Source organism: Bradyrhizobium barranii subsp. apii (assembly GCF_011516635.5).
In the GTDB taxonomy this organism is placed as follows: domain Bacteria; phylum Pseudomonadota; class Alphaproteobacteria; order Rhizobiales; family Xanthobacteraceae; genus Bradyrhizobium; species Bradyrhizobium barranii.
Window position 1 is genome coordinate 6,023,484 of sequence record NZ_CP096255.1, and the last position, 26,489, is coordinate 6,049,972.

Below are 26,489 nucleotides of genomic sequence, written 5' to 3' on the forward strand. Positions count from 1 at the left end.
TCAAGGCAGGCCCCGCGATCATTCCTTCACGGCGCCGGTCATCGCCGACACATAGTACTCCACGAAGAAGGAATAAAGGATAACTACGGGGACCGAGCCGATCAGGGCCGCCGCCATCAGCGCGCCCCAATGGTAGACGTCGCCGCTGACGAGCTCGGTGATGGCGCCGACGGGAATCGTCTTGTTCTCCGACGAGGAGATGAAGGTCAGCGCGTAGATGAACTCGTTCCAGGACAACGTGAAGGCGAAGATTCCGGCCGAGATCACCCCCGGGAGCGACAGCGGCAGCGTGATCTTGACCAGGATCTGGAGCCGCGTCGCCCCGTCGATCAGGGCGCATTCCTCGAGCTCGTAGGGAATGGTGCGGAAATAGCCCATCAGGAGCCAGGTGCAGAACGGGATCAGGAAGGTCGGATAGGTCAGGATCAACGCCAGATTGCCATCGAACAGGCCGAGCTGGAACACGATCGCCGCCAGCGGAATGAACAGGATCGAGGGCGGCACGAGATAGCCGAGGAAGATCGCAAGGCCGATATAGCGCGAGCCCTTGTAGCGGACACGTTCGATCGCGTATGCGGCGCAGACGCTGGCGAACAGCGAGATGAAGGTGGAGGACACCGAGACGATCACGGTGTTCCACATCCAGAGCGGATAGTCGGTTTCGACCAACAGCTTCTTGATGTGCTCAATGGTCGGATTCACGATCCAGAACGGATTGTACTTCTCGTAATCGTACATCTCCGCGTCCGGCTTGAACGTCGCGACCGCCATCCAATAGAACGGGAACAGCAGGAAGAAGATGATCAGGCCGAGCGGAAAGTATACCCGCAAGAACTTCCGCGGGAAGCTCTCGAGATAATCCATTCCGACGCTTTGGTCGTCTGCGGTGCTCATGGTCAGTCCCTCCCGCCCTGCTGCCAGCGGGAGCGCTGAAGCCCGAAGAAGCTGAGCAGGATCGCTGCGACCAGGAACGGGATCATCGCGTTCGAGATCGCTGCGCCCTCCCCGAGATTGCCGCCGGTGATGGCGCGCTGGAACGAAAGCGTCGCCATCAGATGCGTGGCATTGATCGGCCCGCCCCGCGTGATGGTGTAGATCAGCTGGAAGTCGGTGAACGTCATCAGCACCGAGAATGTCATCACGACCGCGATGATCGGCGACAGCATCGGCAGCGTGATGTGGCGGAAGCGCTGCATGTTGGTGGCGCCATCGAGATTGGCGGCCTCGTAGAGCGAGGGCAAAATCGTCTGCAATCCCGCCAGCAGCGTGATCGCCACGAAGGGCACGCCACGCCAGATGTTGGCGGCGACGACCGACAAGCGCGCATTCCAGGGATCGCCGAGGAAGTCGATGTAGCGCGTGATCAGGCCGGCCTTGATCAGTACCCAGGAGATGATCGAGAACTGGCTGTCATAGATCCACCAGAACGCGATCGCGGACAGCACTGTCGGCACCACGAAGGGCAGCAGCACGATGGCGCGAATCATCGACTTGAACGGCAGCCGCTCGTTGAGCAGCAGCGCGAGGTAAAGGCCGATGGCAAATTTCACGATGCTCGCGGTGAACGTATAGAAGATGGTGTTGAAGACCGAGAGCCAGAACACCGAATCCTTGGAGAGCGAGACGAAGTTCGCAAAGCCGATATAGCGCCCGGCCCCGCCGATCTTGGTGTCGGTCATGCCGAGCCAGAAGCCCAGCGCCAGCGGATAAGCCAGAAACAGGATGAGGATCGCGATCGCCGGCACCATGAACATCGCGCCGAGCCAATTCCGGCTCTCGAATGCTCTGTTCCATAGGCTGCTGCGCTTGACCTGCGCGACAGCGGACTCGGCCATGACTGCCATGTCGGATTCCCCTCGGAAGAAGAGTCACGGCGTCCGGCGAACCGGACGCCGCGCAGATTGGCGTTGATCAGACCTGATAGTAGCGCTTGGCGCGCTCGGCGGCGCGCGCCGCCGCCTGCTTCGGCGTCGCCGAGCCGGAGGCTGCTTCCGCGAACATGTCAACGACGACGAAGTCGCCCATCACCGCGGCGGAGGCATAGCCGAGATCGCCGGCAAAGCCGTTGTCGCGGCAGCGCTTCAGGCAGTCGCGGTACGGGGTGATCTTCGGATCCGACGTCCACACCGGGTTGTCGTTGTAGGCCGGCAGCGGCGGCGACACGTAGCCGTTGGAAGCGACCTCCCAGGCGTCGTAGTTCTCCTTGTCCATCATGAACTTGATGAATTCCTTGACCGCCTTGGGATACTTCGAGTGCTTGTAGCCGTAGTAGACCAGCACGTTCTGCTGCTCGGTCGACACGCCCACGGGGCCGATCGGCATCGGCGCGTGGTTCATGTCCTTGGCGATCTCCTGCTGCTTCGCATCGGTGGAGTTCTTGCCGACGGTCCAGATCGAGATGCCGTTCAGCGTCAGGCTGAGTTCGCCGTTCAGGAACGCCTTGTTGTTGTTCGAGTCATTCCACGACAGCACGCCCGGGATGAAGGTCTCGTAGAGCTGCTTGACGTATTCGAGCGCGGCGACCGTCTCCGGGGAGTCGATCACGACCTCGTTCTTGTCGTTGACGACCTTGCCGCCGAACGCCCAGAGCGCCCACTGGCACCAGCCATTGGCATCGCCCGTGGCATGGCCGAGCGCGAAGCCGGCCGGCGTGTTGTTCTTCTTCAACGCCTGGCAGAGCTTGAGGAAGCCGGCGGTGTCCTTGGGGAATTCCTCGAAGCCCGCAGCCTTCACGTGGCTGATGCGGTAGTTCAGGCAGCCGCCGGTCGCGCCCTGCGGAATGGCGATCCAGCTGTTGCCCTTCTTGCCGTAACGTTCGGCAACCGGATACCAGCCGCCATACTGCGCGCCGAGATAGTCGGCGACATCAGTCATGTCGATCAGCTTTTCCGGGAATTTGTGGGGATCGTCGAGCGTGCCGATGATGAGGTCGGGGCCGGCGCCGACATTGGCGGCCACCGCGGCCTTGGGGCGGATGTCTTCCCAGCTCTCGGCCTCGAGCTTGATCTTGACCCCGGTCTTCTCGGAGAACTTCTTGGTCTGCTCGGCGAACTTGTCGAACTCGGCCTGGATGAACTGCTTCCAGCGCAAGACGCGGATGGACGCGTTCGGTTCGGGCGTGTTGGTCCACTCCGCGGCGCGGACCGGCACGATGCCCGGGCCGGCCAGCAGCGCTGCGCCGCCCAGGCCGGCCTTAAGCACACTTCGCCTGTCGAAATTGCTCATCGTTCTCTCCCTGAATTTTATATTTGTATTGGGTCGTTCTTGAACAGTCGTTGGGCAATCCTTCGGCGCGGCTACATGCGTTTGCCCGTCGCCTCGTCGAACAGATGAACCAGTGACGGGTCAGGCTTCAGCTTGACCTTGTCGCCCGGATTGAACTGGTGACGCTCGCGGAAGACCGCGACGACCTGCTCGCCACCCACCTTCGCGAACACCTGCGTCTCCGAGCCGGTCGGCTCGACCACGATGATCTCGGCATCGGCGCCGTCGTCCGCGATGGTGAAATGCTCGGGTCGCACGCCATAGACGACAGGGCGACCGTCGGACGCCGCCGGCGCGTTCTTGAGCGGCAGCTTGACGCCGTTCGGCCCCTCGAAGGTCGCAACGCCGTTGACGCGCACATGGCCCTTCAGGAAGTTCATGGCCGGCGAGCCGATGAAGCCGGCGACGAACTGGTTGTCGGGCTTGTCGTAGAGCTCGAGCGGGGTGCCCATCTGCTCGACGATGCCGTCATGCATGACGACGATCTTGTCGGCCATGGTCATGGCCTCGATCTGGTCGTGCGTGACGTAGACGGTCGTCGTCTTCAGCCGCTGGTGCAGCTCCTTGATCTCGGTGCGCATGGCGACGCGCAGCTTGGCGTCGAGGTTCGACAAGGGCTCGTCGAACAGGAACACCTGCGGATCGCGCACGATGGCGCGGCCCATCGCGACGCGCTGGCGCTGGCCGCCGGAGAGCTGGCGCGGATAGCGCTCGAGCAGCGGCGACAGCGCGAGAATTTCGGCGGCGCGCTTGACGCGCTTGTTGATCTCGTCGGAGCTCGCGTTCCGCAGCTTCAGCGAGAAGCCCATGTTCTCGCCGACGGTCATGTGCGGGTAGAGCGCATAGTTCTGGAACACCATCGCAATATCCCGCTCCTTGGGCTGGATATTGTTGACGACGCGGTCGCCGATCGAGATCGTGCCGGAGGTGATGTTCTCGAGGCCTGCAAGCATGCGCAGAAGCGTCGACTTGCCGCAGCCGGAGGGGCCAACCAGGACGACGAACTGGCCGTCCTCGATCGGAATCGAAACGCCGTGCAGGACTTCAAAATTGCCGAACGATTTCCGCACGTCGCGGATTTGCACAGACGACATCTAGCTCCCTCCTCGAAAGTCCACGACGCCTCACGCGCCGCGACCGTCTTGTTTTTCAGACTTCACCGAACGAAGCCCGATCTTAGCGAGCGACATTGTCGGCAGTTTGTGCGGTTTTGGCAATTTGTCTTTGGTTAGTCGTTGCTGGTAGCGCTGTCAACGTTCCTTTGTTTGCCGGACCGACTGTGATAAGAGCAACTAATGGGTCGAAAACGCACCAAGTCAGGTAAAATCCGGCTGGCGGAAGTTGCCGAGCTTGCCGGCGTCAGCCCGATCACGGCGTCCCGGTTCTTCCGCAATCCGGAGGCCCTGTCGGTCGCCAAGCGGACGCGGGTCGAGAGCGCGGCCAACGAGCTCGGCTATGTGCCGAACCTGGCGGCGCGAGCGCTGGCCTCGCAGCGCACCGAAGTGATCGGCGTCTTGATCCCGTCACTGACCAACAACGTGTTTTCCGACGTGCTGCGCGGCATCTATGACGCCTCCGAAGGCAGCCGGTACTCGATCCAGTTGTCCAACACACGCTACAGTATTCTCCAGGAGGAGAAGCTGCTGCGCCTGTTTCTTGCGCAGAAGCCGGCCGGACTGATCGTCACCGGCATCGACCAGACCGCGGAATCGCGCGCGATGCTGGAGGCCGCCGACTGCCCGATCGTGCAGATCATGGAGATCGGGCCCAATCCGGTCGACATGATGATTGGCTTTTCGCACTATGATGCGGCCCGCGCGGCGATCGCCCACCTGTTCGCGCAAGGCCATCGCAAGATCGGCTTCGTCGGCGCGCGCATGGATCCGCGGGTGCAGCGGCGGCTGGACGGATATGTCTCGGCCATGAAGGACGCCGCGCTGTTCGAGCAGCGCCTCGTCGTCACGACGGCGACACCGACCTCGGTGACGCTCGGCGGCACCCTGTTCACCGATCTGCTGGCGCGCGAGCCCGATATCGACTCGGTGTTCTGCGCCAATGACGACCTCGCGCTCGGCGTGCTGTTCGAATGCCGGCGCCGGGAGATCGCGGTCCCCGAGCAGATCGCGATCGTCGGATTCAACGACCTCGAATTCATGGCCTCCGCGGTCCCCACCCTCACCAGCGTGCGCACCAACCGCTACGAGATGGGCAACACGGCCGCCACCATGCTGATCGAAGCGATCGACGGACGCCGCCCCGAGCAGCCGGTGCTCGATCTCGGCTTCAAGGTGATCGAGCGGCAAAGCTCGTCGTCGCGGCGGTCGGACGACAGGCCTGCCGCATCAGGCGCGGGCGCCGCGAACAAAATGATAGCGTTACCAAGTGGCCAAGACTAGTATCGCGCTTGTGAGGGAATGACCCGCCAACGGGCCTTTGAACCATGGATCGCGCCGTTGGGCATCGCACCAGCCGAAGCTGAGCTCCCGACGCCAGTGCGTTTGCATTGCAGGAGAAACCAATGACAAAAAAACCAACCAATGGGCATGCGCCCGCCAGCAACGGCGCTCGCCGCCACCTCCGCTCGCAGGAATGGTTCAACAATCCGCATAATCCGGGCATGACGGCGCTCTATATGGAGCGCTACCTGAATTACGGCCTCACCCGGGCCGAGCTTCAGTCCGGCAAGCCGATCATCGGCATCGCCCAGACCGGCAACGACCTTTCCCCCTGCAACCGCCACCATATCGAGCTGGCGCACCGCGTCCGTGAAGGCATCCGCGAAGCCGGCGGCATTGCGATGGAATTCCCGACCCATCCGATCCAGGAGACCGGCAAGCGCCCGACCGCGGCGCTCGACCGCAACCTCGCCTATCTCGGCCTCGTCGAGATCCTCTACGGCTATCCGCTCGACGGCGTGGTGCTGACCACCGGCTGCGACAAGACCACGCCTGCCTGCATGATGGCTGCGGCGACCGTAAACCTGCCCGCGATCGTGCTGTCGGGCGGGCCGATGCTGAACGGCTGGCATGCCGGCGAGCGCACCGGCTCCGGCACCATCGTCTGGAAGTCGCGCGAGCGGCTCGCCGCCGGCGAGATCGACTATGAAGAATTCATGGAGATCGTGGCGTCCTCGGCGCCGTCGGTCGGCCATTGCAACACCATGGGCACCGCCTCGACCATGAACGGGCTTGCCGAAGCGCTCGGCTTCTCGCTGCCGGGCTGCGCGGCGATCCCCGCCCCCTATCGCGAGCGCGGCCAGATCGCCTACGAGACCGGCAAGCGCGCCGTCGAGATGGTCTGGGAAGACCTCAAGCCGTCGGACATCCTGACCCGCAAGGCGTTCGAGAACTGCATCGTGATCAACTCGGCGATCGGCGGCTCGACCAACGCGCCGATCCACATCAACGCGCTGGCCCGCCACATCGGCGTCGAGCTGTCGATCGACGACTGGCAGAAATTCGGCCACGACGTGCCGCTGCTGGTCAACATGCAGCCGGCCGGCTTCTATCTCGGCGAAGAATTCCACCGCGCCGGCGGCGTGCCGGCCGTGGTGCGCGAACTGATGAAGCACAAGCGCATCCACGAGGACGCGGTTACCGTGAACGGCCGCGGCATCGGCGAGAACTGCGCCAATGCGCCCGCGCCCGACAATGACGTGATCCGGGCCTACGACAAGCCACTGGTGAAGGACGCCGGCTTCCTGGTGCTGAAGGGCAATCTGTTCGATTCCGCGATCATGAAGACCAGCGTGATCTCCAAGGAGTTCCGCGACCGCTATCTCAGCAACCCCAAGGATCTGAACGCCTTCGAAGGCCGCGCCATCGTGTTCGAGGGCCCGGAGGATTATCACGAGCGGATCGACGATGCCTCGCTCGACATCGACGAGAATTGCATGCTGTTCGTCCGCGGCACCGGCCCGATCGGCTACCCCGGCGGCGCCGAGGTCGTGAACATGCAGCCGCCGGCTGCGCTGATCAAACGCGGCATTCTCGCCCTGCCCTGCATCGGCGACGGCCGCCAGTCCGGCACCTCGGGCTCGCCGTCGATCCTGAACGCCTCGCCGGAAGCTGCCGCCAATGGCGGGCTCGCGATCCTCAAGACCGGCGACAAGGTACGCATCGACCTCAACAAGGGCAGCGCCAATATTCTCATTTCGGACGACGAGGTGAAGAAGCGCCACGCCGAGCTGATGGCCAATGGCGGCTTCAAGCATCCGGCGAACCAGACGCCGTGGCAGGAGATCTACCGCAACACGGTGGGCCAGCAATCGACCGGCGCCTGCATGGAGCTCGCCACAAGGTATCAGAACGTCGCCGGCACGTTTGGTGTCGCCAGAGACAACCACTAACAGCCACGTCGTCATTGCGAGCGAAGCGAAGCAATCCAGAGATATCTCCAAGGAGACAGTCTGGATTGCTTCGTCGCAACAGTGCAAAATTGCTGCGCAATTTTGTCACGAGCTCCTCGCAATGACGAGCCGATAGACAAATTCAAGCCAAGGAGAAAAACAACATGGCAGACCGCCTCAAGGGAAAGCGCGCCGTCGTCACGGCTGCAGCGGCAGGCATCGGGCGCGCATGCGCCATCGCATTCGCGCGTGAAGGCGCAACCGTCATCGCCACCGACATCAACGAGGCCGGCATCGCGGGCCTGACCAAGGAAGGCATCGCCGAGGTCGCCAAGCTCGACGTCCGCAACACCGCCGACGTCAACGCCTTCGCCAAGCGCATCGGCAAGATCGACATCCTGCTCAACGCGGCGGGCTTCGTGCATCACGGCACCATCCTGGAGTGCTCGGAAGAGGATTTTGACTTCTCGTTCGACCTCAACGTCAAGTCGATGCACCGGACCATCCGGGCGTTCCTGCCCGAGATGCTGGCGGGCGGCGGCGGCAGCATCGTCAACATCTCGTCCTGCGCCGCGCTGCGGCCACCGGCCAACCGCTACGTCTACAGCGCGTCGAAGGCCGCGGTGTCGCTGCTGACGCGCGCGGTCGCGCTCGACTTCATCACCAAGGGCATCCGCTGCAACAGCATCTGCCCCGGCACCGTCGAGACGCCCTCGATGCTCGACCGCGCCGCCGCGCAGGGACCGCAGGGCAAGGAGATGTTCGTCTCCCGCCAGAAGATGGGCCGGCTCGGCACCGCCGACGAAATCGCATCCATGGCGGTCTATCTCGGCAGCGACGAAAGCGCATTCACCACCGGCGTCGACCTTGTCGTCGACGGCGGCTACATGCTCTGATCGCTCCTCATCCCGAGGAGGCGCGACAACGCCCTCTCGAGGGATGGGCCACGGGCTTATGGTTCGAGACGCGCGCAAGTGCGCGCTCCTCACCATGAGGGATAGACAAGGGAGTTCTCGATGAACAAGATCGATCTCAACGGCCGCATTGCCGTCGTCACCGGCGGCGCGCAGGGCTTTGGCCGTGCCATCACCCGGCGTTTCATCGACTCCGGCGCCAAGGTCGCGATCTGGGATTTCGACTCGGCTCTTGCCGAGAAGACCGCGAATGAAGTCGGCGGCGAGACAAAAGTCTTCAAGGTCGACGTCACCGACCCCGCCGCCGTCGAGCAGGCGCGCGATGCGACGCTTGCCGCCTTCGGCAAGATCGACATCCTCGTCAACAATGCCGGCATCGCCGGCGTCAACAAGCCGGTCTGGGAGACCGATCTCGAGGAGTGGCGCAAGGTCCTGCGCATCAATCTCGACGGCCCTTTCATCGTCTGCAAGGCGATCGTGCCGACGATGCTCAAGCAGAAGTACGGGCGGATCGTGAACATCGCCTCGATCGCCGGCAAGGAAGGCAATCCCAACGCCTCGCATTATTCGGCCTCCAAGGCCGGACTGATTGCGCTGACGAAATCGCTCGGCAAGGAATTGGCGGCACATGACATCCTCGTGAATGCGGTGACGCCGGCCGCGGCGAAGACCGCGATCTTCGACCAGATGACGCAGCAGCATATCGACTTCATGCTGTCGAAAATCCCGAAGGCGCGCTTCGTGCTGGTGGAAGAGCTCGCCGCGATGGTGAGCTGGCTCGCATCCCAAGATTGTGCCTTCTCCACCGGCGCGGTGTTTGATATTTCCGGCGGACGGGCGACCTACTGAAGCTTTGGCCGCCCCTGGAAGGGGCGGACCATGCGGCTTGGACGTCGGGATTTTGGGCGTCGGGATTTCGTGAAGCTCGCAGCGGGCGCAGGCGCGCTTCCGTTGCTGTCGCGTGTTGCGCCCGCGCAACAGGCGCCCAGCCCGCCGAGCATCCGTCCGCCCTCGCCGGCCGAACGCGGCGCCATGGCGCGGCTCGCACGCAGCTTCATGGACAAATACGACGTGCCCGCGCTGTCCTTTGCGATCGGCTATGCCGGCACTGTTGTCCACGAGGACGCCTTCGGTCTTGCCGATCGCGAGCGGAACGAGACCGTGACGCCGCGACATCTGTTCCGGATCGCCAGTGTCAGCAAGATGATCACCTCGGTCACGATCTTCCGCCTGATCGAGGAGAACCGCCTCAAGCTCACGGATCGCGTGTTCGGCCCCGGTGCGCTGCTCGGCACCGATTACGGGTCACCGCCCTACTCTGCCGGCATCGACCAGATCACGCTCGAGCATCTGCTGACGCACGCTGCCGGCGGCTGGAGCAATGACAACCGCGATCCCATGTTCACGCATCCGCGGATGGATCATGCCGAGCTGATCGCCTGGACGCTCGCCAACCGGCCGCTGGACCGGCCTCCGGGCCAGCACTACGCCTATTCCAAGTTCGGCTATTGCGTTCTGGGCCGCGTGATCGAGAAGCTCACCGGCCAGGCCTATGCCGAGCACGTCCGCACCGAGGTGCTGACGCGCTGCAGTGTCACCGACATGACCATCGCCGGTAATACCCGCGACCAGCGTCAGGCCGGCGAAGTCGCCTATTACGGTCAGGGTGAAAGTCCGTATGAGATGAAGGTGAGGCGGATGGATTCCCATGGCGGCTGGATCGCGACGCCGGCGGATCTCGTCCAGTTCCTGATGCATGTCGACGGCTACACGAGACCGGCGAACATCCTGCGGCCGCGCACCATCGAGGTCATGACCACCGCACCCAGTTACAGCCCGAACTACGCCAAAGGCTTCTGTGTCAACAAATTCGACAATTGGTGGCACAATGGCAGCCTGCCGGGCACGAGCACGATTGCCGTGCGCACCCATGGCGGCTTCTGCTGGGCCGCCTTCACCAACACCAGACGCGGGAATTCCAACATGGATGGCGATCTCGACAATCTCAACTGGAGCATGGCGCGCCAGGTCGGCGAATGGCGGGTGGCCTGAGCCATGATCCGGGAAGGTGGATGCCTGTGCGGCGCGGTGCGGTTCAAGGCGGAGGGTGAGCCGCTCAACGTCCGCATCTGCCATTGCCGCCTGTGCCAGAAGGCGATGGGCTCGCCCTACTTCGCCCGCGCGCAATTCGATCAACGCGCGCTGACCGTCGAGGGCGACATCGAGCGTTATGCCTCGTCCGAGAACATCGACCGCGTGTTCTGCAAGCGCTGCGGCACGCGCCTGTTCTCCTGGCGGCGCAACGGCACGCTGGCGGGCGTCTCGCTCACGACCTTCGACGATCGCAACGCCTTCGCGCCGACCGAGCACATCTGGGTCTCGGAGAAGGTCGCATGGCTGAAGCTCGACGACGGCCTGACGCAATATCAGGGCACCATCCCGGCGTGACGTCAGGCTTGCCCTGACGCAGGCACTCTCGCCGCCTGAGCGCGCCGTCCCGTCGTCGTCGCGATCCAGATCCCGGCAAACACCGCGACAATGCCGGCCGCCAGATTCCAGCGCAGCGGTTCGTTCAGCAGCCAGGCGCCGACCAGCGATGCCGTGATCGGGTTGACCGAGATCGCGACGCGCGTCGGCGTGGTCCGCTCCAGCGCGAAGGCCCAGAGATAGAAGGTCAGCGCCGCGCCAACGGCGCCGAGATAGAAAGCCGCCAGCCATTGCGGCGCGCCGAAGCCGGCGACCGGCGCAAAACTGCCGCGGACATAAGAGAGCAGGATGAGGCAGGCTGCGCCGGCCGCCATGCTCATGGTCGTGAAGGCGATCGGGCTGGAGCGCCGGATCAGCGGCTTCGACCAGATGCCGTACAGCGCCATGCACAGCGCAGCCGCCATCATCAGGAGATCGCCGCGCCAGGCGCCGGATGGTGCCGAGGTCAGGTCGGAGAGCAGCGCGACGGCAACGCCAAATGTCGCAATCGCGACACCGATCGATTTGCGCCAGCTCAGGGCTTCGGCGCCGAGCGCGGCGCCGATCACGAGCGACAACAGCGGAAGTGTCGACAAGGCGAGCGCGCCGCGCGCGGCGGTCGTGAAGATCAGCGATGCGTTGAACAGGATCGGAAACAGCGCGAAGAACAGGATGCCGAGCCCGGTCGCGGCGGCCCAGTCCCCTCGCCCCGGCCAGCGGTCACCGCGGAGCAGCGTGAGGGGCAGCAGCAGCAAGAAGCCGATGCCGAACCGGAACGAGCCGATCGCGAGCGGATCGAGGCTGCTCACGAGATAGCGCGTGGCACCGATCGAGGTGCCGCCGAGGCCGCTCGACAGCACCGCGGCCAGAACGCCGGAGATTTCGCCCACACTCCCTCCCTTGACGAGCCCTGAACGCAGCATACGAGGCGCGCCGAAACAGGGAATGGAGTTTCCGTCATGCTGGGATAAGTTTTCGTCATGACCACGCCTGTTCTCGACCCCGATCTGCTGAAGGCATTTCTCGCCGTCGCCGAGCATCGCTCGTTCACGCGCGCAGCCCGATTGCTCAACCGGACCCAGTCGGCGGTCAGCGTCCAGATCAGGCGCCTGGAGGAGCGGATCGGCACCAAGCTGTTTCAGCGCACCAGGGCCGGCGTCGCGCTGACCGCGGCGGGCGAAGAACTCCTCGTTTATGCGACACGGCTTCTCGACCTCAATGCAGAGGCGATCGATGTGCTCCGCGCACGCAAGCGCGACGCCGTGGTCCGGCTCGGCGTGATGGACGATTACGGTACGATCGTCATTCCGCCCTTGCTGGCGCATTTTGCCAAAAGCCATCCGGAGATCCGGGTCGAGATCGAGACCGGCCTGACCGCGACGATGCCGGCCCGGCTCGGCGAGGCCTATGACCTCGTCATCGCCATGCATCCGGAAGGACGCGGCGATGGCGTGCTGCTGCGGCGCGAGCAGGCGGTCTGGGCTGCGGCCAGGACGTATCGGGCCGAAGCACAGGACACGCTGCCCGTCGCGCTCTACCCGCCGGGCTGCCTGTTCCGGCAATGGGCCGCGGAGGCCCTCGATGCCGCAGGCCGGCCGTGGCGCCTCGCCTATGTCAGCCGCACCCTTGCGGCGGTGGAAGCGATCGCAGCGGAGGGCCTCGCCATCACCGTCGTGAAGGCCGGCACCCTGCCGCCTCGCCTGCGCGTCCTGTCGGACGGCCTGCCGCCACTGCCGCCCGCCGACATCCGCCTGCACCGCGCGCGCAACCTGTCGCAGCCGGCGGCGCTGCTGGCGGATCATTTACGGCTTGGGATTTCGGAACCCGCGTCCCATATCCTGACCTGACGCGTTGCCCCATCACCGGATCGGCCGGGTTGGCTGCAAGGCCGCAGGCAAACCGGGATAGACGAGCCGTGAACATTTCCTTCTATGACCTATCGGTGTGGGTGCTCCCGCTGGTGCTCGCCATCACCTTCCACGAGGCCGCGCACGCTTTCGTCGCGTACCGTCTCGGTGACAACACGGCCTGGCAGCTCGGCCGCGTCAGCTTCAACCCTATCAAGCATATCGATCCGTTCGGCACCCTGATCCTGCCGGCGATGCTGCTGTTCGCGCACTCGCCGTTCCTATTCGGCTATGCCAAGCCGGTTCCCGTCAATTTCCGCAAGCTCAACCATCCCAGGCTCGACATGGTCTGGGTGGCCCTTGCCGGGCCCGCCACCAACATCCTGCTGGCGCTCGCGGCGGCTCTTGCCCTCCATGCCGTGCCCTTTGCACCGGCCGGCTCGGCCCAGTGGATTTTCGACAACCTCAAGAACGCGCTGGTCATCAACGCGGTGCTGGCGGTGTTCAACATGATGCCGATCCCGCCGCTCGACGGCGGGCGCGTCGCGGTCGGGCTGTTGCCTCGGCTGGCCCGGCTCGAGCCATTCGGGATGCTGATCCTGATTGGTCTTCTGATCCTGCTGCCGCTCGCGGGCTCGCAGTTCGGTCTAAATCTTGATGTTATTTCAGGAATACTGCGGACGTTGACCGGTTATGTGATTCAGGCTGTTCTCTTCCTGACCGGCAACGCGTAGTTCAACAGAACACCCGAACATAAGCCGAAGGGCTCGAGGCCGACTTGGTCAAAGCTGCCGATATGCTGATCGCGCGACGCGCGGACACCCGTGCCCGCGCCGATTTTGCCACCTGGAAGATGATGGCCAAGCTCAACGGGGCCTCCGCGCTGCCTGCCGAGGCGCAGGAGTTCCTCGCCAGCTACAAGAACCTGCTCGCGCAGATGAGCGAGGGCGAGGCCACCGAGGCCACGATCGGCGCGATCTACAAGGCCTACTATGCCGAGATGGGTGGCGCGGGAACTCCGCCCGACGTCCGGACCCGTCCGCCCGAGCCGGCGGCGGACAATGTTACCGCTTTCCGCCGCCCGCCTCCGAAACCGGCGAAGACGGCCTCCTTTACGGCGGCGTTTAGCGGAGCCCAGAAACGGCCGCTCCCGGTGGCGCTGATCTTCGTCTGCCTGGTCGTGGTCTATGTCGGGATCCGGCTCTACTGGCGCTGAGCCGATTTCTTCTTTTTCTTCTCGTCCGGCGGCGTGAAGATGATGTCGACGGTCCGCTCGAACCGGTCTTCGGTCAGTCCGGCCGGGGGCTGCGGGATGGGATCGGACTTGCGGACAATCGAGAGCGCGGCCGCATCGTAGGCCACATCCCCTGACGACTCCACGACGTCGACGGACAGCACATTGCCCCTGCGGTTGATCGCGAAGCTGACCTTCACCTTCTGATTATTGGGCTGCTTGCCCTCCGGGTTGACCTTGTGGGCCGTGAGGTGCGCGCTGATCTTGCGATTCCAGTCGGTCGTAATCCTGAGGATGTCCTTGCCGAGGCCAAGCACCGGCGCCAGGGCCTTCTCGGCCTCGCGCGCGTCCTCGTCGAGGGTCTGCCGCGCCGTTGCAACCGACTGCGGCGAAGCCTCGGCAGCGGGTGTCTCGACCGCCGCGATCTTGGGATCCTCGTCCTGCGGCTTCTTCGAGATGTTTTCGGTGACGACCCGATCGGGATCGTCGACCTGTTGCGACTGGTCCTTTGGAAGCTCGGTTTCTTTGGTCTCGGCCTTTTGCTCGGGAAGCGCCTGCTGCTCCTGCATCGCTTCGCTGTCCGGTCCCGGCGGAAGGTCGGTCTCAGGCGCCTTGGGCGAGGCCATCTCGACGGCGAACTCCGCGCCGGACGCGCCCAGGCCATCGTCGTCGTCATCGGTCCGCAGATGGGCCAGGGCGAGCGCGGCCCCGCCCAGATGGAGCGCGAGCGCCGCCACCGCTGCCAAAATCCAGAGCTTCCGGGATGGTCTGACTTCGTCCGACATCGTGCGCCTCTAAGTGTCCGACCGAAAAATAAGTTGAGTGATATCAGCGAGTTCTGATTCCATCGGTGTTGCGAAGCATCAAAGGGATCGAGAATGTGGACTGATATCACCCGGGCACAGTTTGCCCGAGAGGAGCTGCGTTTGCCAAGCGACTTGACGGATGCGGAATGGGGCGTGCTGGAGAGGTTGCTTCCTGTGCGGGCCAAGCGCGGGCGGCGCCCGAAATGGAGCTATCGCGACATCGTCGAGGCAGTACTCTATCTGCTGCGCGGCGGATTGCCGTGGCGCATGCTGCCGCCCACTCTGTTTCCACCAATGACCACGGTGCAGTACTATTTCTACCAATGGCGCGACAGCGGATTGTGGCAATCGATCAACCACGCACTCCTGATGCTGGCGCGCGAGGCGATCGGCCGGGAGGCCTCGCCGACGGCCGGCGTGATCGACAGCCAATCGGTCAAGACCACGGAAAGTGGCGGCCCTCGCGGCTACGACGCGGGAAAGAAGATCAAGGGTCGAAAGCGCCACATCGTCACCGACACCCAAGGGCTCCTGGTCGGAGCGATCGTTCACGCTGCCGACGTCCAGGATCGTGACGGCACGCCAGATGTCCTGTGCAGCATTCGCTACCGCTTCCCCTGGCTGCGCCATATCTTCGCCGATGGCGGCTATGCCGGCGAAAAGCTCAAGGCGGTGCTGGAAAAGATCGGCCGGTGGACTGTCGAGATCATCAAGCGCTCCGATGCCGCACAGGGCTTCGAGGTGCTTCCGCGCCGCTGGGTGGTCGAACGAACCTTCGCCTGGCTCGGCCGCAACCGCAGATTGGCCAAGGACTTCGAGCGAACCATCGAAAGCGCAACTGCCTGGCTCTTCCTCGCCTCTGTCCAACTCATGACAAGGCGCATCGCAGCGATAAAAACAGCAATGCAATTTTGAGTCAGGCTCTAAGGCTGACCGGCGCCTGCCACGGGCGCTCCGGGAGCGCCCTCCAGCGCGACCAGCTTCACCCGGGAATAGCCGCCTGAGCGCAAGAGCTCCATGACACTCATCAATTCGCCATACGGCACCGAGCGATCGGCGCGCAGGAAGACATACTTGTCCTTGCTCATGTCGGACAGGCCGTCGAGGGTCCCGATCAACTCGGCGCGGTGGACCGGGTTTTCGCCGATCGCAAGCGTCAGATCGGGCTTGATGCTGAGATAGGTCGGCTTGTCCGGCTTCTTCTGCGGGGTCGCGCTCGAGGTCGGCAGATCGATCGGCAGGTCGACCGTGGAGAGCGGAGCTGCGACCATGAAGATGATCAGCAGCACCAGGATGACGTCGATGAACGGCGTGACGTTGATGTCATGCGTCTCGCCGAAATCGTCGTCGTCATCATTGTCTGCGAGCGAAACGCCCATGGTTCACTCCGCCGCGCGCGAATGCGCGCTGCCGTGGCTGCGGTCGAGATCGCGCGAGAGCAGCCGCCCCGCCGCGCCCGAGGCACGGCTGACGAGCTCGAGATAGCTTTTCGTCATGCGCGAGAAGTGGTTGTAGATGATGACGGCGGGAATGGCGGCGACGAGGCCGATCGCGGTCGCAAGCAGCGCCTCGGCGATGCCGGGCGCGACGACGGCGAGGTTCGTGGTCTGCGACTTCGAGATGCCGATGAAGCTGTTCATGATGCCCCAGACCGTGCCGAACAGGCCGACGAAGGGCGACGTGGAGCCGATGGTCGCGAGCACACCCATGCCGACGCGGATGCGCCGCGCCTCCGCGCGCACGATTTCGGAAAAGCTCGAGACCGCGCGCTCCTTGATGCCGGCATCGCTGGACAGGCCGGCCGACATCCGCGCCTCACGCAGCGCTGCCGCCAGGAAGGACGGCAGAATGCCCTGCTTGGCGCCGAGCGCCATTTGCGCTTCCGCGAGCGAGCGCGCCTCCGAGATCTTCTTCAGTGCCGAACGAAGCTTGCCGGACGCGACCGACAGCTCGATCGACTTGGCGATCAGGACGGTCCAGGTCATCAACGATGCGAAGGCAAGCCCGATCATCACCGCCTTCACGATGACGTCCGCCGACATAAACATCACCCAGGGGGACAGCTCCTTCATGGCCGGCGCGATAGCGGCCGCGTCGGGCTTCGCCACGGGCGCCACCACCGCCGGAGCGGCAGCCGGAGCCGGGCTGGCGGTGGCCGGCTGAGCCGTCGCCTGTGCCGGTGCAGGTGCCGCCGGCGGGGTCTGTGTCTGGGCAGAAACAGGGGATACGAGCCAGGCGGCCGCCAGCATCAAGGCGGCGGCAAGGCTTGCTTGGAAGGACATGATCTTCATACTTCGGCCCAGTAGCGAATGAGGTTGTGATAGATACCCGTCAATTTGACCGTTTCGGGATCGTCACGCCCGAGCCGTTCCACCAGCGCCTGTATCGCGGTGTCGAGGTCAAAGATCATGCTCCGGGCTTGATCGTCCCGTATCATGCTCTGAAGCCAGAAGAAAGACGCAACCCGCGTCCCCCTCGTCACCGGCGTGACGAGATGGAGGCTGGTCGAGGGATAGAGCACGCAGTCCCCGGCTTGCAACTTCACTTCGTGCGAACCGTAGGTGTCCTCGATCACAAGTTCGCCACCGTCATACTCTTCCGGCTCGGCCAGGAACAGCGTGACCGACAGGTCCGTGCGGATGCGAAGGCCGGTCAGGCGGTCGCCGCGGATCGCATTGTCGACATGCAGCCCGAAATGATGGCCGCTGTTCGCCGCATAGCGGTTGAACAGCGGCGGGAAGATCTGCAGTGGGATCGCCGCTGCCAGGAAACGCGGGTTCGACGTCAACGCCGAGATGATGCGGTTGCCGAGCTTGCGCGCGACCTCGCTGTCAGGCGGCAACTGCTCATTGCGCTTGACCATTGCTGACTGCGCGCCCGCGGTGGAACGGCCGTCTTCCCATTCGCTGGCGTCCATGATGCGGCGGAATTCCGCCACATCATCCTTGCTCAGGACGCCGTCTATGCATGTCAGCATGGCACCTCGTCGTTACTCCATCAGTAGCGCGCCGAGATCACCAGATAGGCGGCGCGTCCCGGTGCTTCCAGCACGAAGGGCGCGGCGCTCTGGTACAGCGCGTCATAGCAGCGTTTGTCGAAGATGTTGTTCACGAACAGCTTCAACTGCCAGTTCTTGTTGATCTTAGCTTCCGCGAACACATCGAAGCGCCAGTAGCTCGGAAGCGACGTGCCTGCGTTGGCCGCAAGCAACGAGCCACCGTAGATCTTCGAGCGGTAGACGGCCTGCCCGCCCAGTTCCCAGATATCGTTGAACTGGTACTTCGACAGCATGCTGAACGACTGATGGGCAACGTTGGCCAGAGGAAGCCCGACATTGGTGGTGTAGAGAAGCGGCGCGGGCATGTTCGCGGGCCTCACATTTGAAGCCGTAACCTCCGACTGCATCAGGACGAGACCGCCGAACACGCTCCATTTGTCCGTGATCTTGCCGCTCACGCCGAGATCGATGCCGCGAATACGATAAGCGGAACCTGCGGTGATACACGATATGTTGCCGGTCGTGCCGGCGGGATAGACGCATCCCAACGCGGACGCCGTGGCCACACTATTGACGTTCTGTGCCTCGCGCGCATTGTCCTTGGTGGTCTGAAACAGCGCAGCCGTCAGGAGCAGGTGGCGGTCGAACAGCTCCCACTTGGTGCCGAGTTCGATGGCCGTGTTCTTCTCCGGCCCGAAGATCTGATTATTGCCGCCGGCCAGAGCGGGATTGACGCCGCCATATGCCGTGCTGGTGCCGTCGAACTCGGCGCCCACCGGGTTCGCTGAGGTCGCGTAGGCCACGTACACGCTGCCGTTTGGCGCCGGCTTCAAGGTCAAACCGAGATTGAAGTTGGGAATCAGGAAGTTTGCCGATTGCTGCTTGAGAGCGTTGCCCGCCCCGTATGCAGACGTATCGAGGTTGTAGTTGTCGTAGCGGAAGCCGCCATTGAGGATCAGGAGGTCACGATAGTTCGCACTGTCCATGACGTAGCCGCTGACAGTGTCGATGCCGATCTTGGCCGGCAGACCGGCCAGTGCGAGCGCCTTCCCGGGCAAGAACGTGTCCTGAGGGAAGAAGACGCTGACACCTGTCGGTGAGCCGCCTGGAGTGATCGGAACTCCGTTCCCTTCCGAGGTGAGCCCGAGATACTTGTCGATCGACGACCGCTCGCGATCGACTTCGATCCCGGCCAGCGCGGTGTGCTTGAAGCCGGCCCAGTCCTGGAACTTGTAGGTCGCTTCCGTCTGGTTGGCGAGCACGTCAGTGATCTGGAGACGGCTCTGCGGATTCATCGTGAGCGTCGAATTCGAAAGCGGGTTGGCGATCACCGGCTGCTCAGGCAGCGTTCCGACATAGTTCTGGGTCGAACGAGATACGCGGAACTTGTTGCTGACCATCAAGTCGGGCGTGATCTGCACTTCCGCGTTCAACGAACCGATGTCCTGGCCGGTCCGGTAGAAGTCGCGGTTGATCTGGCCATACCAGTTGTTGCGGTTGGAGCCGAAGTCCGGGAACGGCCCACCGGCGGTCGTCGCCGTGCTCGGCCGGTAGTAGGGCACGCCGAAGTCCGGCACGCCGGTCAACTCGGTGTGGATGTAACCCCCGGTCACCTTGATCGTGTCGGTCGGCTTCCAGGTCGTGGCGACGAACGCGCCGTTGCGATTATCCTTGACGAAATCGCGACCGGCGACATCGGCGTCCTGGAACAGACCGCCGGCACGAACGGCCAGCGTCGGGTTGATCACCTGGTTGACGTCGAGCACCACACGCTTGGTCTGGTCGGTGCCAAACGTCGTGTCCATGTTGTAGAAACTGTTCTGCGTCGTCGCCTGCTTGGTGACGATGTTGATCGCACCACCGGCGACACCGCGGCCCGCGAAAGTTGAGCCCGGACCACGCAGAATTTCGACCTGCTCGGTGAAGAAGTTTTCGCGCACGCTGACACCGGCGTCGCGCACGCCGTCGATGAAGATGTCGTTGCGGGCATCGAAGCCGCGAATGAAGAAGCGGTCACCGAAGGCATTGCCGCCCTCACCCGTTCCGAGCGTCACGCCTGCCGTGCTCAGGATCGCCTGCTTCAGCGTCGTGGCGTTCTTGTCCGCGAGCACATCCTTTGTAAGCACGGTGATCGATTTTGGCGTGTTGAGGATTGGCTCAGGGAATTTACCCGACGCTTGCACTCGGGTGGCCATATAAGGCGCGGCGGGATTTGCGTACGGATCACGATCGGCAGGACCAGGGCTCGGATTGGCGACAGGCGCTTGTGCGGCCTGCTGCCGCTGCGCCGCGCGCCGCAGCGCGTTGCGCGCGCGAATCTGATCGGCGGTGGGCTTCGAAGCGGTCGGACGCGGACGCTGCTGAGGCGCATCGACGTTCACGGGGGGCAGATTGGTCTGCTGCGCCTGTGCGCCGGTCGAGACCGTCGCGACCGCGATCAGACTGGCGACCGTGGACACAGTCTTGCCGGTCGCAGCGTCGAAATTGTTGCCGAAGGATTTCCGATCCGCGACCGAACGCAACGATCGCGGTGTCTTCATCATGCCCATCACACGCCCCACAGTGCTTATGCTTCCATTGGTCGCGTTGCGACAACGCGACGCATTGGTGCTATCGGGCGTGTTCATGGGGGTCAACGCGATCTCTGCAACACTCCGTTTGAATCCGACCATTTCAAAGCAATTCTAAACTCGGTTGAGTGCGCCGCAGTTTTAAATGGTTCTAAACTTGAACCGTTCTAATCTGGACATTGATCGCTGCGATCTCGTCGTACCGCATCAACCTTCGAGCTGATGCGCTTCGTCGATGCAGAAACGCGAACGATGGGGCGGTGCTATCGGTCGGAGAAAAGCAGGTCAATGCGATTGATCTGCCTGCACATTTGAATTCATCCAGATCGGACTCGGTGCAGATTTCAATCTGGAAACATGGGCGCATGCGAGAGCTGCGCAGGCGCGAGCAGCGGCGCCGCTCTCAATCGCTGCTCGGCGGCTTCATCAGCGAGAACAATTCGTCGACGGTTTTCTGCGCGACGGCACGCACACGATCGGAGTTGTCCATGCCGGCGATGTTGACGCCGCTAACGACGGCTTTGATCTCGTCGCGGAAGTCGGTCAGAAATCGCAAGGGATCGCGCTGCTCGTTGGCGACGCGCGCGATCAGTCCCGTGATCAGAATCTGGCACGCGATCAGCTTGCCGTTCAGTTCGTCCATCCTGCGCTCCCGTTGTGGCGGGGCCGATATGACCGATGCCGGATTTCCTGACAACCGAAACGCCGTGCAGGCGAATTAGAACCGTTCTCACGGGGGGTGATTCCGGCGCGCTTCGCGGCGCAGCCGGGGCGCCCTCGCGGACAGCTCTGCAAGCCGCCCACACCGGCTCCGGGCATTGCCCAAGATTTGCGCGCGGATCGCTCGCGCCGGGAAAATGCAGCACTGCACACCGTAGTGTCACGGAGCTGCCTAGACAGTGCAAAGCTTTCCAATTGTTTAGGATTCCGAACCGATAGTGCTGTTTACACTGGAACTTGGCGTGTATTATACAAGCGCGCTGGAACCCTATGATTGCTCCACAATTCGTAGTTTTGGGCGTAAAAGCCAACGAGCCGACATGAAAAAAACACGGCCGATCCTCTGGATTCTGATCATCGCGGCTGTGGCCTCCGCGGGTTACTATGGCTGGCAGAAATTCAGCTCGCCCGAGGCCGGAAAAACCCAGACGGCTCAGAAGGGTCCGGCGCGTCCGCCCGCCATCCCCGTCAGCGTTTCGCCGGTCCAGAAGGCCGACTTTCCGGTATATCTGACCGGTCTCGGCACGGTTCAGGGCTTCAACACCGTACAGGTCCGGAGCCGGGTTGACGGCCAGATCGACAAGATCGCCTTCAGCGAAGGCCAGATGGTCAAGCAGGACGAGCTTCTGGTCTCGATCGACCCCCGGCCCTATCAAGCCACGCTCGACCAGGCCAAGGCCAAGAAGGCGCAGGACGAGGCGAATCTCGCCAACGCCAACCTCGAGCTCCAGCGTGCCATGAAGCTTGGCGAGTTCGCGACTGCGCAGCGGGTCGACACCCAGCGTTCCACCGTCGCGCAGCTGACCGCCCAGATCGCCGCCGACGAAGCCGCCATCTCCAACGCGCAGACCCAGCTCGACTACACCCAGATCAAGGCGCCGTTCACCGGCGTGGCCGGGCTGCGCCTGGTCGACGTCGGCAACATCGTCAACGCCTCCACGCAGACGGGAATCGTAACGATCTCGCAGGTCGAGCCGATCTCGGTGATCTTCACCGCGCCGGAAGATCAGCTGCCCTATATCAGCGAAGGCCAGAAGGCCGGTGCGCGCAAGGTGATCGCGTTCACCACCGACGGGAAAAAGACGCTGGCCGAGGGCAAGCTCGCGGTCATCAACAATCAGGTCGACACGACCAGCGGGACTATTCGGCTCAAGGCGGTGTTCGACAACAAGGAACACACGCTTTGGCCGGGCCAGTCGGTTTCGACGCGCCTTCTGGTACGCACCCTGAAGGACGCGACCGTGGTTCCGGATGACGCGGTTCAGCATTCGACCAACGGCCTCTACGCCTATACCGTCAATCAGGACAACAAGGCGGAAGTGCACAAGATCAAGGTCAGCTACGCGATCGACGGCCGTTCGGTCGTCGACGAAGGCTTGAGCCCGGGTCAACAGGTGATCACCGGCGGCCAGTTCAAGGTCCAGCCCGGAAGCCTGGTCTCGACGGCCGTAGCAAGCTCGGATCCGAGCCAGAACAAGGTACGACAGGAATGACCGAGGGCGGGATTTCGGCACCTTTCATCCGTTATCCCATCGGCACCTCGCTGCTGATGGCCGGCATTCTGTTCGTCGGTCTCGTCGCCTATCCCCTGCTGCCGGTCGCACCGCTGCCGCAGGTGGACTTCCCGACCATCCAGATCACGGCCAATTTGCCGGGCGGCAGCCCCGAGACGATGGCCTCGGCGGTGGCCCAGCCGCTCGAGCGGCAATTCGCCCAGATCCCCGGCATCGCCCAGATGACCTCGACGAGTTATCTCGGCACCGCCTCGATCACCATCCAGTTCGACCTCAACCGCAGCATCGACGGCGCCGCCAACGACGTGCAGGGCGCCATCAACGCTGCAAGCGGCCAATTGCCGAAGAACCTGCCCTCGCCGCCGACCTACCGCAAGGTCAACCCGGCCGACGCGCCGATCCTGCTGCTCTCGGCGACATCCGATACACTGCCGCTGACCACCGTCAGCGATGCCGTCGACGCCAAGCTTGCCCAGCAGATCAGCCAGCTCTCGGGCGTCGCCCAGGTCTTCATCGGCGGCCAGCAGAAGCCCTCCATCCGCATTCAGATCGACCCGGCGAAACTCGTCGCCAAGGGCCTGTCGCTGGAGGACGTGCGCAGCCAGATCGCGATCACCACGGTCGACAGCCCCAAGGGCAATATCGACGGGCCGAAGCGCGCCTACACGATCTACGCCAACGACCAGCTCACCCAGTCCAAGGACTGGAACGACGTCGTCATCGCCTATCGCAATGGCGGTCCGCTTCGAATCCGCGACATCGGACAGGCGGTGAGCGGCGCCGAGGACGCCAAGCAGGCAGCCTGGGCCAACGGCAAGCGTGGCGTGTTCCTGGTGGTGTTCAAGCAGCCGGGCGCCAACGTCATCGAGACCGTCGACCGGATCAAGGCCACCCTGCCCCGCCTCGTCGCGGCGATTCCGCCCGCGATCAAGATCGAGTTGATCAGCGACCGCACCACGACCATCCGCGCCGCGGTCGAGGACGTCCAGTTCACGCTGCTGCTAACCATTGCCCTCGTGGTCATGGTCATCTTCGTCTTCCTGCGCAGCTTCTGGGCGACGGTCATTCCCACCATCACGGTTCCGCTGGCGCTATTGGGCGCGTGCGCCCTGATGTGGGTGGTTGGCTATTCGCTCGACAATCTGTCGCTGATGGCGCTCACCATCGCGGTCGGATTCGTCGTCGACGACGCCATCGTGATGCTCGAGAATATCACGCGCTACATCGAGGAAGGCGAATCGCCCATGGCGGCCGCCTTCAAGGGCTCCAAGGAAATCGGCTTCACCATCGTCTCGATCAGCATCTCGCTGGTCGCGGTGCTGATCCCGCTGCTGCTGATGGGCGGCATCATCGGACGCCTGTTCCGCGAGTTCGCCGTCGTGCTGGCGATGACCATCTTCGTCTCGATGTTCGTGTCGCTAACGCTGACGCCGATGATGGCCTCGCGCTTCCTGCGCGCCCACGGCGAGGTGACCCACGGCAAGTTCTACCAGTGGAGCGAACGCGCCTTCGACGGCATGCTGCGCGGCTACGAGTACGTTCTCGATCATGCCCTGGCCTGGCGCCGCACCACGCTCCTGATCTTCTTCGCCACGCTCGGCCTGTCGATCTATTTGTTCATCCTGATCCCGAAGGGCTTCTTCCCGCAGCAGGACGTCGGCCTGATCACCGCGACCTCGGAAGCGTCCCAGGACATCTCTTTCGCCGAGATGCAGCGCCGCCAGGTCGAGCTCGGCAAGATCGTGATGGACGATCCCGACGTCGCCACGATCGCGATGAACATCGGCGGCAGCGGCCGCGCCGGCAACAACGGCAATTTGTTCATCACGCTGAAGCCGCGTAACGAGCGCAACGCGTCGGCGCAGGAGATCATTGCCCGGCTGCGTCCCAAGCTCGATAAGGTGTCGGGCGCCCGCCTCTACATGCAGGCGGCCCAGGACGTCCGGCTCGGCGGCCGGCCGACGCGCACGCAGTTTGAATTCACGCTACAGGATGCCGATCTCACCGAGCTCAACGACTGGGCGCCGAAAATCCTCGCCAAGATGCAGACGCTGCCGCAACTGCGCGACGTTGCGACCGACCAGCAGACGCAGGGCACCACGGTCCAGCTCAAGATCAACCGCGACACCGCATCGCGCTACGGCATCCAGCCGCAGCTGATCGACGACACGCTGTATGACGCCTTCGGACAGCGGCAGGTCACGCAGTATTTCACCCAGCTCAACACCTACAAGGTGATCCTCGAGATCCTGCCGGAGATGCAGGGCAGTCTCGACAGCCTGAACAAGCTCTATCTGAAATCGCCGCTGACCGGCGACCAGGTGCCGTTGTCGACCTTTGCGACCTGGACCACCGATCCGGTCCGCCCGCTCTCGATCAGCCACCAGGGCCAGTTCCCGGCGATCACGATCAGCTTCAACCTCGCCCAGGGCGTCGCGCTCGGCCAGGCCACCGAGGCCGTGCAGAAGGCGATGGCCGATCTCGGCGCACCCCCGACCCTGAATTCGAGCTTCCAGGGTACCGCGCAGGCGTTCCAGCAGTCGCTCGGCACCGTGCCGCTGCTGATCCTCGCAGCCCTCGTCGTGGTCTATTTGATCCTCGGCATTCTCTACGAGAGCTACATCCACCCGATCACGATTCTGTCGACCCTGCCCTCGGCCGGCGTCGGCGCGCTCCTGATCCTGATGGCGGCCGGCTTCGACTTCAGCCTCATTGCATTGATCGGAATCATTCTCCTGATCGGCATCGTGAAGAAGAACGGCATCATGATGGTCGACTTCGCCATCGCGGCCGAGCGCGACGAACACAAGACGCCGGAGGAATCGATCCGTCAGGCCGCGCTGCTGCGCTTCCGGCCGATCATGATGACGACGATGGCCGCCCTGCTCGGCGGCGTGCCGCTGATGCTCGGCCACGGCACCGGCGCCGAGATCCGCCAGCCGCTCGGCTACGCCATGGTCGGCGGCCTGATCGTCAGCCAGGCGCTGACGCTGTTCACCACCCCGGTGGTCTATCTCTATCTCGACGAGCTCAACAATTGGTTCTCGGGCTGGGGCCGTTCGGGTGACGGCAAAGGTCACGAGGCGCCCGAGCACAGCACCGTCAAGCAGGCCGCCGAGTAAGCTTGCACCGCGGCTTCCGCGACGCTACAGCGAGGCCCTCGGTTCACGCCAACGCGGTTTCGCCATGTCCATGCAATCCAGACTTGTCGCCCTCGCCGCCGCCCTTCTGCTGTCGACAGGCGGCGCGTATGCCCAGCAGAGCGCCAAAAAGAACGCCGCTTCCCCTGCACCGGCCGCACAGCCCGCGCCAGCTCCGACCCAGCCGCAGGCTGACGGTGCGCAGCAAGCCGGATGGGTCGTGCGCTGCACCAGCGTCAGCCGCGATGCGCCGCTCGAATGCGCGATGGAGCAGAACGCGGTGCTGACCAAGACCGGCCAGACCATCGTCCTGATCAACATCCGCATCGCGCCCGACACCCGCACGCCGGTGGCGCTGCTGCAATTGCCGCTCGGCCTCAACCTGCCCGTCGGGGCCAAGCTCCAGGTCGACGAGGGCAAGACATTCGACCTTCAGATCCAGACCTGCGAGAACCGCGGCTGCTACGCCTCGACGCCGATCGCGGCGGACCTGCTCGCGGCCTTGCGGTCGGGCAAGCAGCTGAAGGTCTCCTTCCAGAACATGGCCAAGGAGGCGATCGCGATCCCGATGCCGCTGGGCGATTTCGCGGCGGCCTACGACAAGATCAAGTAAGGCCCACACTGTCATCGCCCGCCTTGTGCGCAATTGCGCACTGGGGCGGGCGATC

24 protein-coding genes are annotated in these 26,489 nt (G+C 63.6%); 13 read left to right on the forward strand and 11 right to left on the reverse strand.

Annotated features, from left to right (window positions below; genetic code table 11):
• Positions 1 to 18: 18 nt before the first annotated feature.
• From HAP41_RS28780 to HAP41_RS28795, 4 genes are all read right to left on the reverse strand, one after another.
• Positions 19 to 894 (reverse strand): carbohydrate ABC transporter permease, encoded by an 876-nt coding sequence (locus HAP41_RS28780; protein ID WP_166095144.1) that lies wholly within the window; start codon positions 892 to 894, stop codon positions 19 to 21.
• A 2-nt stretch (positions 895 to 896) separates the two neighbouring features.
• Positions 897 to 1,844 (reverse strand): carbohydrate ABC transporter permease, encoded by a 948-nt coding sequence (locus tag HAP41_RS28785; protein ID WP_166095138.1) that lies wholly within the window; start codon positions 1,842 to 1,844, stop codon positions 897 to 899.
• 67 nt (positions 1,845 to 1,911) lie between these two features.
• Positions 1,912 to 3,225 carry an ABC transporter substrate-binding protein gene (locus HAP41_RS28790; protein ID WP_063983848.1) on the reverse strand — a complete coding sequence of 438 codons (1,314 nt, stop codon included), beginning with the start codon at positions 3,223 to 3,225 and terminating at the stop codon, positions 1,912 to 1,914.
• Between the two features lie 71 nt (positions 3,226 to 3,296).
• Positions 3,297 to 4,358 carry an ABC transporter ATP-binding protein gene (locus HAP41_RS28795; RefSeq protein ID WP_063983849.1) on the reverse strand — a complete coding sequence of 354 codons (1,062 nt, stop codon included), beginning with the start codon at positions 4,356 to 4,358 and terminating at the stop codon, positions 3,297 to 3,299.
• A gap of 201 nt (positions 4,359 to 4,559) precedes the next feature.
• Between HAP41_RS28795 and gntR the strand changes: the two genes are divergently transcribed.
• The 6 genes from gntR (at position 4,560) to HAP41_RS28825 (ending at position 10,974) form a co-directional block, all read left to right on the forward strand.
• Entirely contained in the window at positions 4,560 to 5,660 is a 1,101-nt protein-coding gene (gntR, locus tag HAP41_RS28800; RefSeq protein WP_166095128.1) for an HTH-type transcriptional regulator GntR, read from the forward strand.
• A gap of 122 nt (positions 5,661 to 5,782) precedes the next feature.
• On the forward strand, positions 5,783 to 7,612 hold the full coding sequence (locus tag HAP41_RS28805) for an IlvD/Edd family dehydratase (protein ID WP_028146570.1): 1,830 nt from the start codon (positions 5,783 to 5,785) through the stop codon (positions 7,610 to 7,612).
• A gap of 164 nt (positions 7,613 to 7,776) precedes the next feature.
• Positions 7,777 to 8,508, forward strand: coding sequence for an SDR family oxidoreductase (locus tag HAP41_RS28810; RefSeq protein WP_166095125.1), 732 nt, complete (start codon positions 7,777 to 7,779; stop codon positions 8,506 to 8,508).
• Positions 8,509 to 8,628: 120 nt separating this feature from the next.
• Positions 8,629 to 9,375 carry an SDR family NAD(P)-dependent oxidoreductase gene (locus tag HAP41_RS28815; RefSeq protein ID WP_014495989.1) on the forward strand — a complete coding sequence of 249 codons (747 nt, stop codon included), beginning with the start codon at positions 8,629 to 8,631 and terminating at the stop codon, positions 9,373 to 9,375.
• 69 nt (positions 9,376 to 9,444) lie between these two features.
• On the forward strand, positions 9,445 to 10,578 hold the full coding sequence (locus tag HAP41_RS28820) for a serine hydrolase domain-containing protein (RefSeq protein WP_224580718.1): 1,134 nt from the start codon (positions 9,445 to 9,447) through the stop codon (positions 10,576 to 10,578).
• A 3-nt stretch (positions 10,579 to 10,581) separates the two neighbouring features.
• Positions 10,582 to 10,974, forward strand: coding sequence for a GFA family protein (locus tag HAP41_RS28825; protein ID WP_071914943.1), 393 nt, complete (start codon positions 10,582 to 10,584; stop codon positions 10,972 to 10,974).
• A gap of 2 nt (positions 10,975 to 10,976) precedes the next feature.
• On the opposite strand, the gene HAP41_RS28830 is transcribed toward HAP41_RS28825, so the two are convergent.
• On the reverse strand, positions 10,977 to 11,882 hold the full coding sequence (locus HAP41_RS28830; protein ID WP_166095107.1) for a DMT family transporter: 906 nt from the start codon (positions 11,880 to 11,882) through the stop codon (positions 10,977 to 10,979).
• Between the two features lie 90 nt (positions 11,883 to 11,972).
• Here HAP41_RS28830 and HAP41_RS28835 point away from each other — a divergent pair, with 90 nt between their 5' ends.
• From HAP41_RS28835 to HAP41_RS28845, 3 genes are all read left to right on the forward strand, one after another.
• Positions 11,973 to 12,839: a LysR family transcriptional regulator gene (locus HAP41_RS28835; protein ID WP_166095100.1), complete on the forward strand. Its 867-nt coding sequence runs from the start codon at positions 11,973 to 11,975 to the stop codon at positions 12,837 to 12,839.
• 68 nt (positions 12,840 to 12,907) lie between these two features.
• On the forward strand, positions 12,908 to 13,573 hold the full coding sequence (locus tag HAP41_RS28840) for a site-2 protease family protein (RefSeq protein WP_166095094.1): 666 nt from the start codon (positions 12,908 to 12,910) through the stop codon (positions 13,571 to 13,573).
• A 62-nt stretch (positions 13,574 to 13,635) separates the two neighbouring features.
• Entirely contained in the window at positions 13,636 to 14,055 is a 420-nt protein-coding gene (locus HAP41_RS28845; RefSeq protein WP_071917525.1) for a hypothetical protein, read from the forward strand.
• Here the strand turns inward: HAP41_RS28845 and HAP41_RS28850 are convergent.
• Positions 14,043 to 14,858, reverse strand: coding sequence for an energy transducer TonB family protein (locus HAP41_RS28850; protein WP_166095088.1), 816 nt, complete (start codon positions 14,856 to 14,858; stop codon positions 14,043 to 14,045). The two genes, HAP41_RS28845 and HAP41_RS28850, sit on opposite strands and share 13 nt — an antisense overlap.
• A gap of 93 nt (positions 14,859 to 14,951) precedes the next feature.
• Between HAP41_RS28850 and HAP41_RS28855 the strand changes: the two genes are divergently transcribed.
• Positions 14,952 to 15,794, forward strand: coding sequence for an IS5 family transposase (locus HAP41_RS28855; protein ID WP_166060442.1), 843 nt, complete (start codon positions 14,952 to 14,954; stop codon positions 15,792 to 15,794).
• Between the two features lie 8 nt (positions 15,795 to 15,802).
• On the opposite strand, the gene exbD is transcribed toward HAP41_RS28855, so the two are convergent.
• The 5 genes from exbD to HAP41_RS28880 all read right to left on the reverse strand — a co-directional run bounded on the left by exbD (position 15,803) and on the right by HAP41_RS28880 (position 21,090).
• On the reverse strand, positions 15,803 to 16,258 hold the full coding sequence (exbD, locus tag HAP41_RS28860) for a TonB system transport protein ExbD (protein WP_071914949.1): 456 nt from the start codon (positions 16,256 to 16,258) through the stop codon (positions 15,803 to 15,805).
• A 3-nt stretch (positions 16,259 to 16,261) separates the two neighbouring features.
• A complete protein-coding gene (gene exbB / locus HAP41_RS28865) occupies positions 16,262 to 17,170 on the reverse strand; it encodes a tonB-system energizer ExbB (protein WP_166095080.1) in 909 nt (302 codons plus the stop codon).
• Entirely contained in the window at positions 17,167 to 17,856 is a 690-nt protein-coding gene (locus HAP41_RS28870; protein WP_028146578.1) for a Fe2+-dependent dioxygenase, read from the reverse strand. Before HAP41_RS28870 ends, exbB begins: the two co-directional genes overlap by 4 nt.
• Before the next feature lie 20 nt (positions 17,857 to 17,876).
• Positions 17,877 to 20,426 carry a TonB-dependent receptor gene (locus tag HAP41_RS28875; RefSeq protein ID WP_166095073.1) on the reverse strand — a complete coding sequence of 850 codons (2,550 nt, stop codon included), beginning with the start codon at positions 20,424 to 20,426 and terminating at the stop codon, positions 17,877 to 17,879.
• A 424-nt stretch (positions 20,427 to 20,850) separates the two neighbouring features.
• Positions 20,851 to 21,090: a hypothetical protein gene (locus HAP41_RS28880; RefSeq protein ID WP_071914955.1), complete on the reverse strand. Its 240-nt coding sequence runs from the start codon at positions 21,088 to 21,090 to the stop codon at positions 20,851 to 20,853.
• 397 nt (positions 21,091 to 21,487) lie between these two features.
• On the opposite strand from HAP41_RS28880, the gene HAP41_RS28885 reads away from it, so the two are divergent.
• From HAP41_RS28885 to HAP41_RS28895, 3 genes are all read left to right on the forward strand, one after another.
• The gene (locus HAP41_RS28885; protein ID WP_166095065.1) at positions 21,488 to 22,660 is read left to right on the forward strand and encodes an efflux RND transporter periplasmic adaptor subunit; all 1,173 of its coding nucleotides are present in this window, start codon (positions 21,488 to 21,490) and stop codon (positions 22,658 to 22,660) included.
• Positions 22,657 to 25,803: a multidrug efflux RND transporter permease subunit gene (locus HAP41_RS28890; RefSeq protein WP_166095058.1), complete on the forward strand. Its 3,147-nt coding sequence runs from the start codon at positions 22,657 to 22,659 to the stop codon at positions 25,801 to 25,803. Before HAP41_RS28885 ends, HAP41_RS28890 begins: the two co-directional genes overlap by 4 nt.
• 64 nt (positions 25,804 to 25,867) lie before the next feature.
• Positions 25,868 to 26,434 (forward strand): invasion associated locus B family protein, encoded by a 567-nt coding sequence (locus tag HAP41_RS28895; RefSeq protein WP_063983864.1) that lies wholly within the window; start codon positions 25,868 to 25,870, stop codon positions 26,432 to 26,434.
• The last annotated feature ends 55 nt before the right edge of the window (positions 26,435 to 26,489 follow it).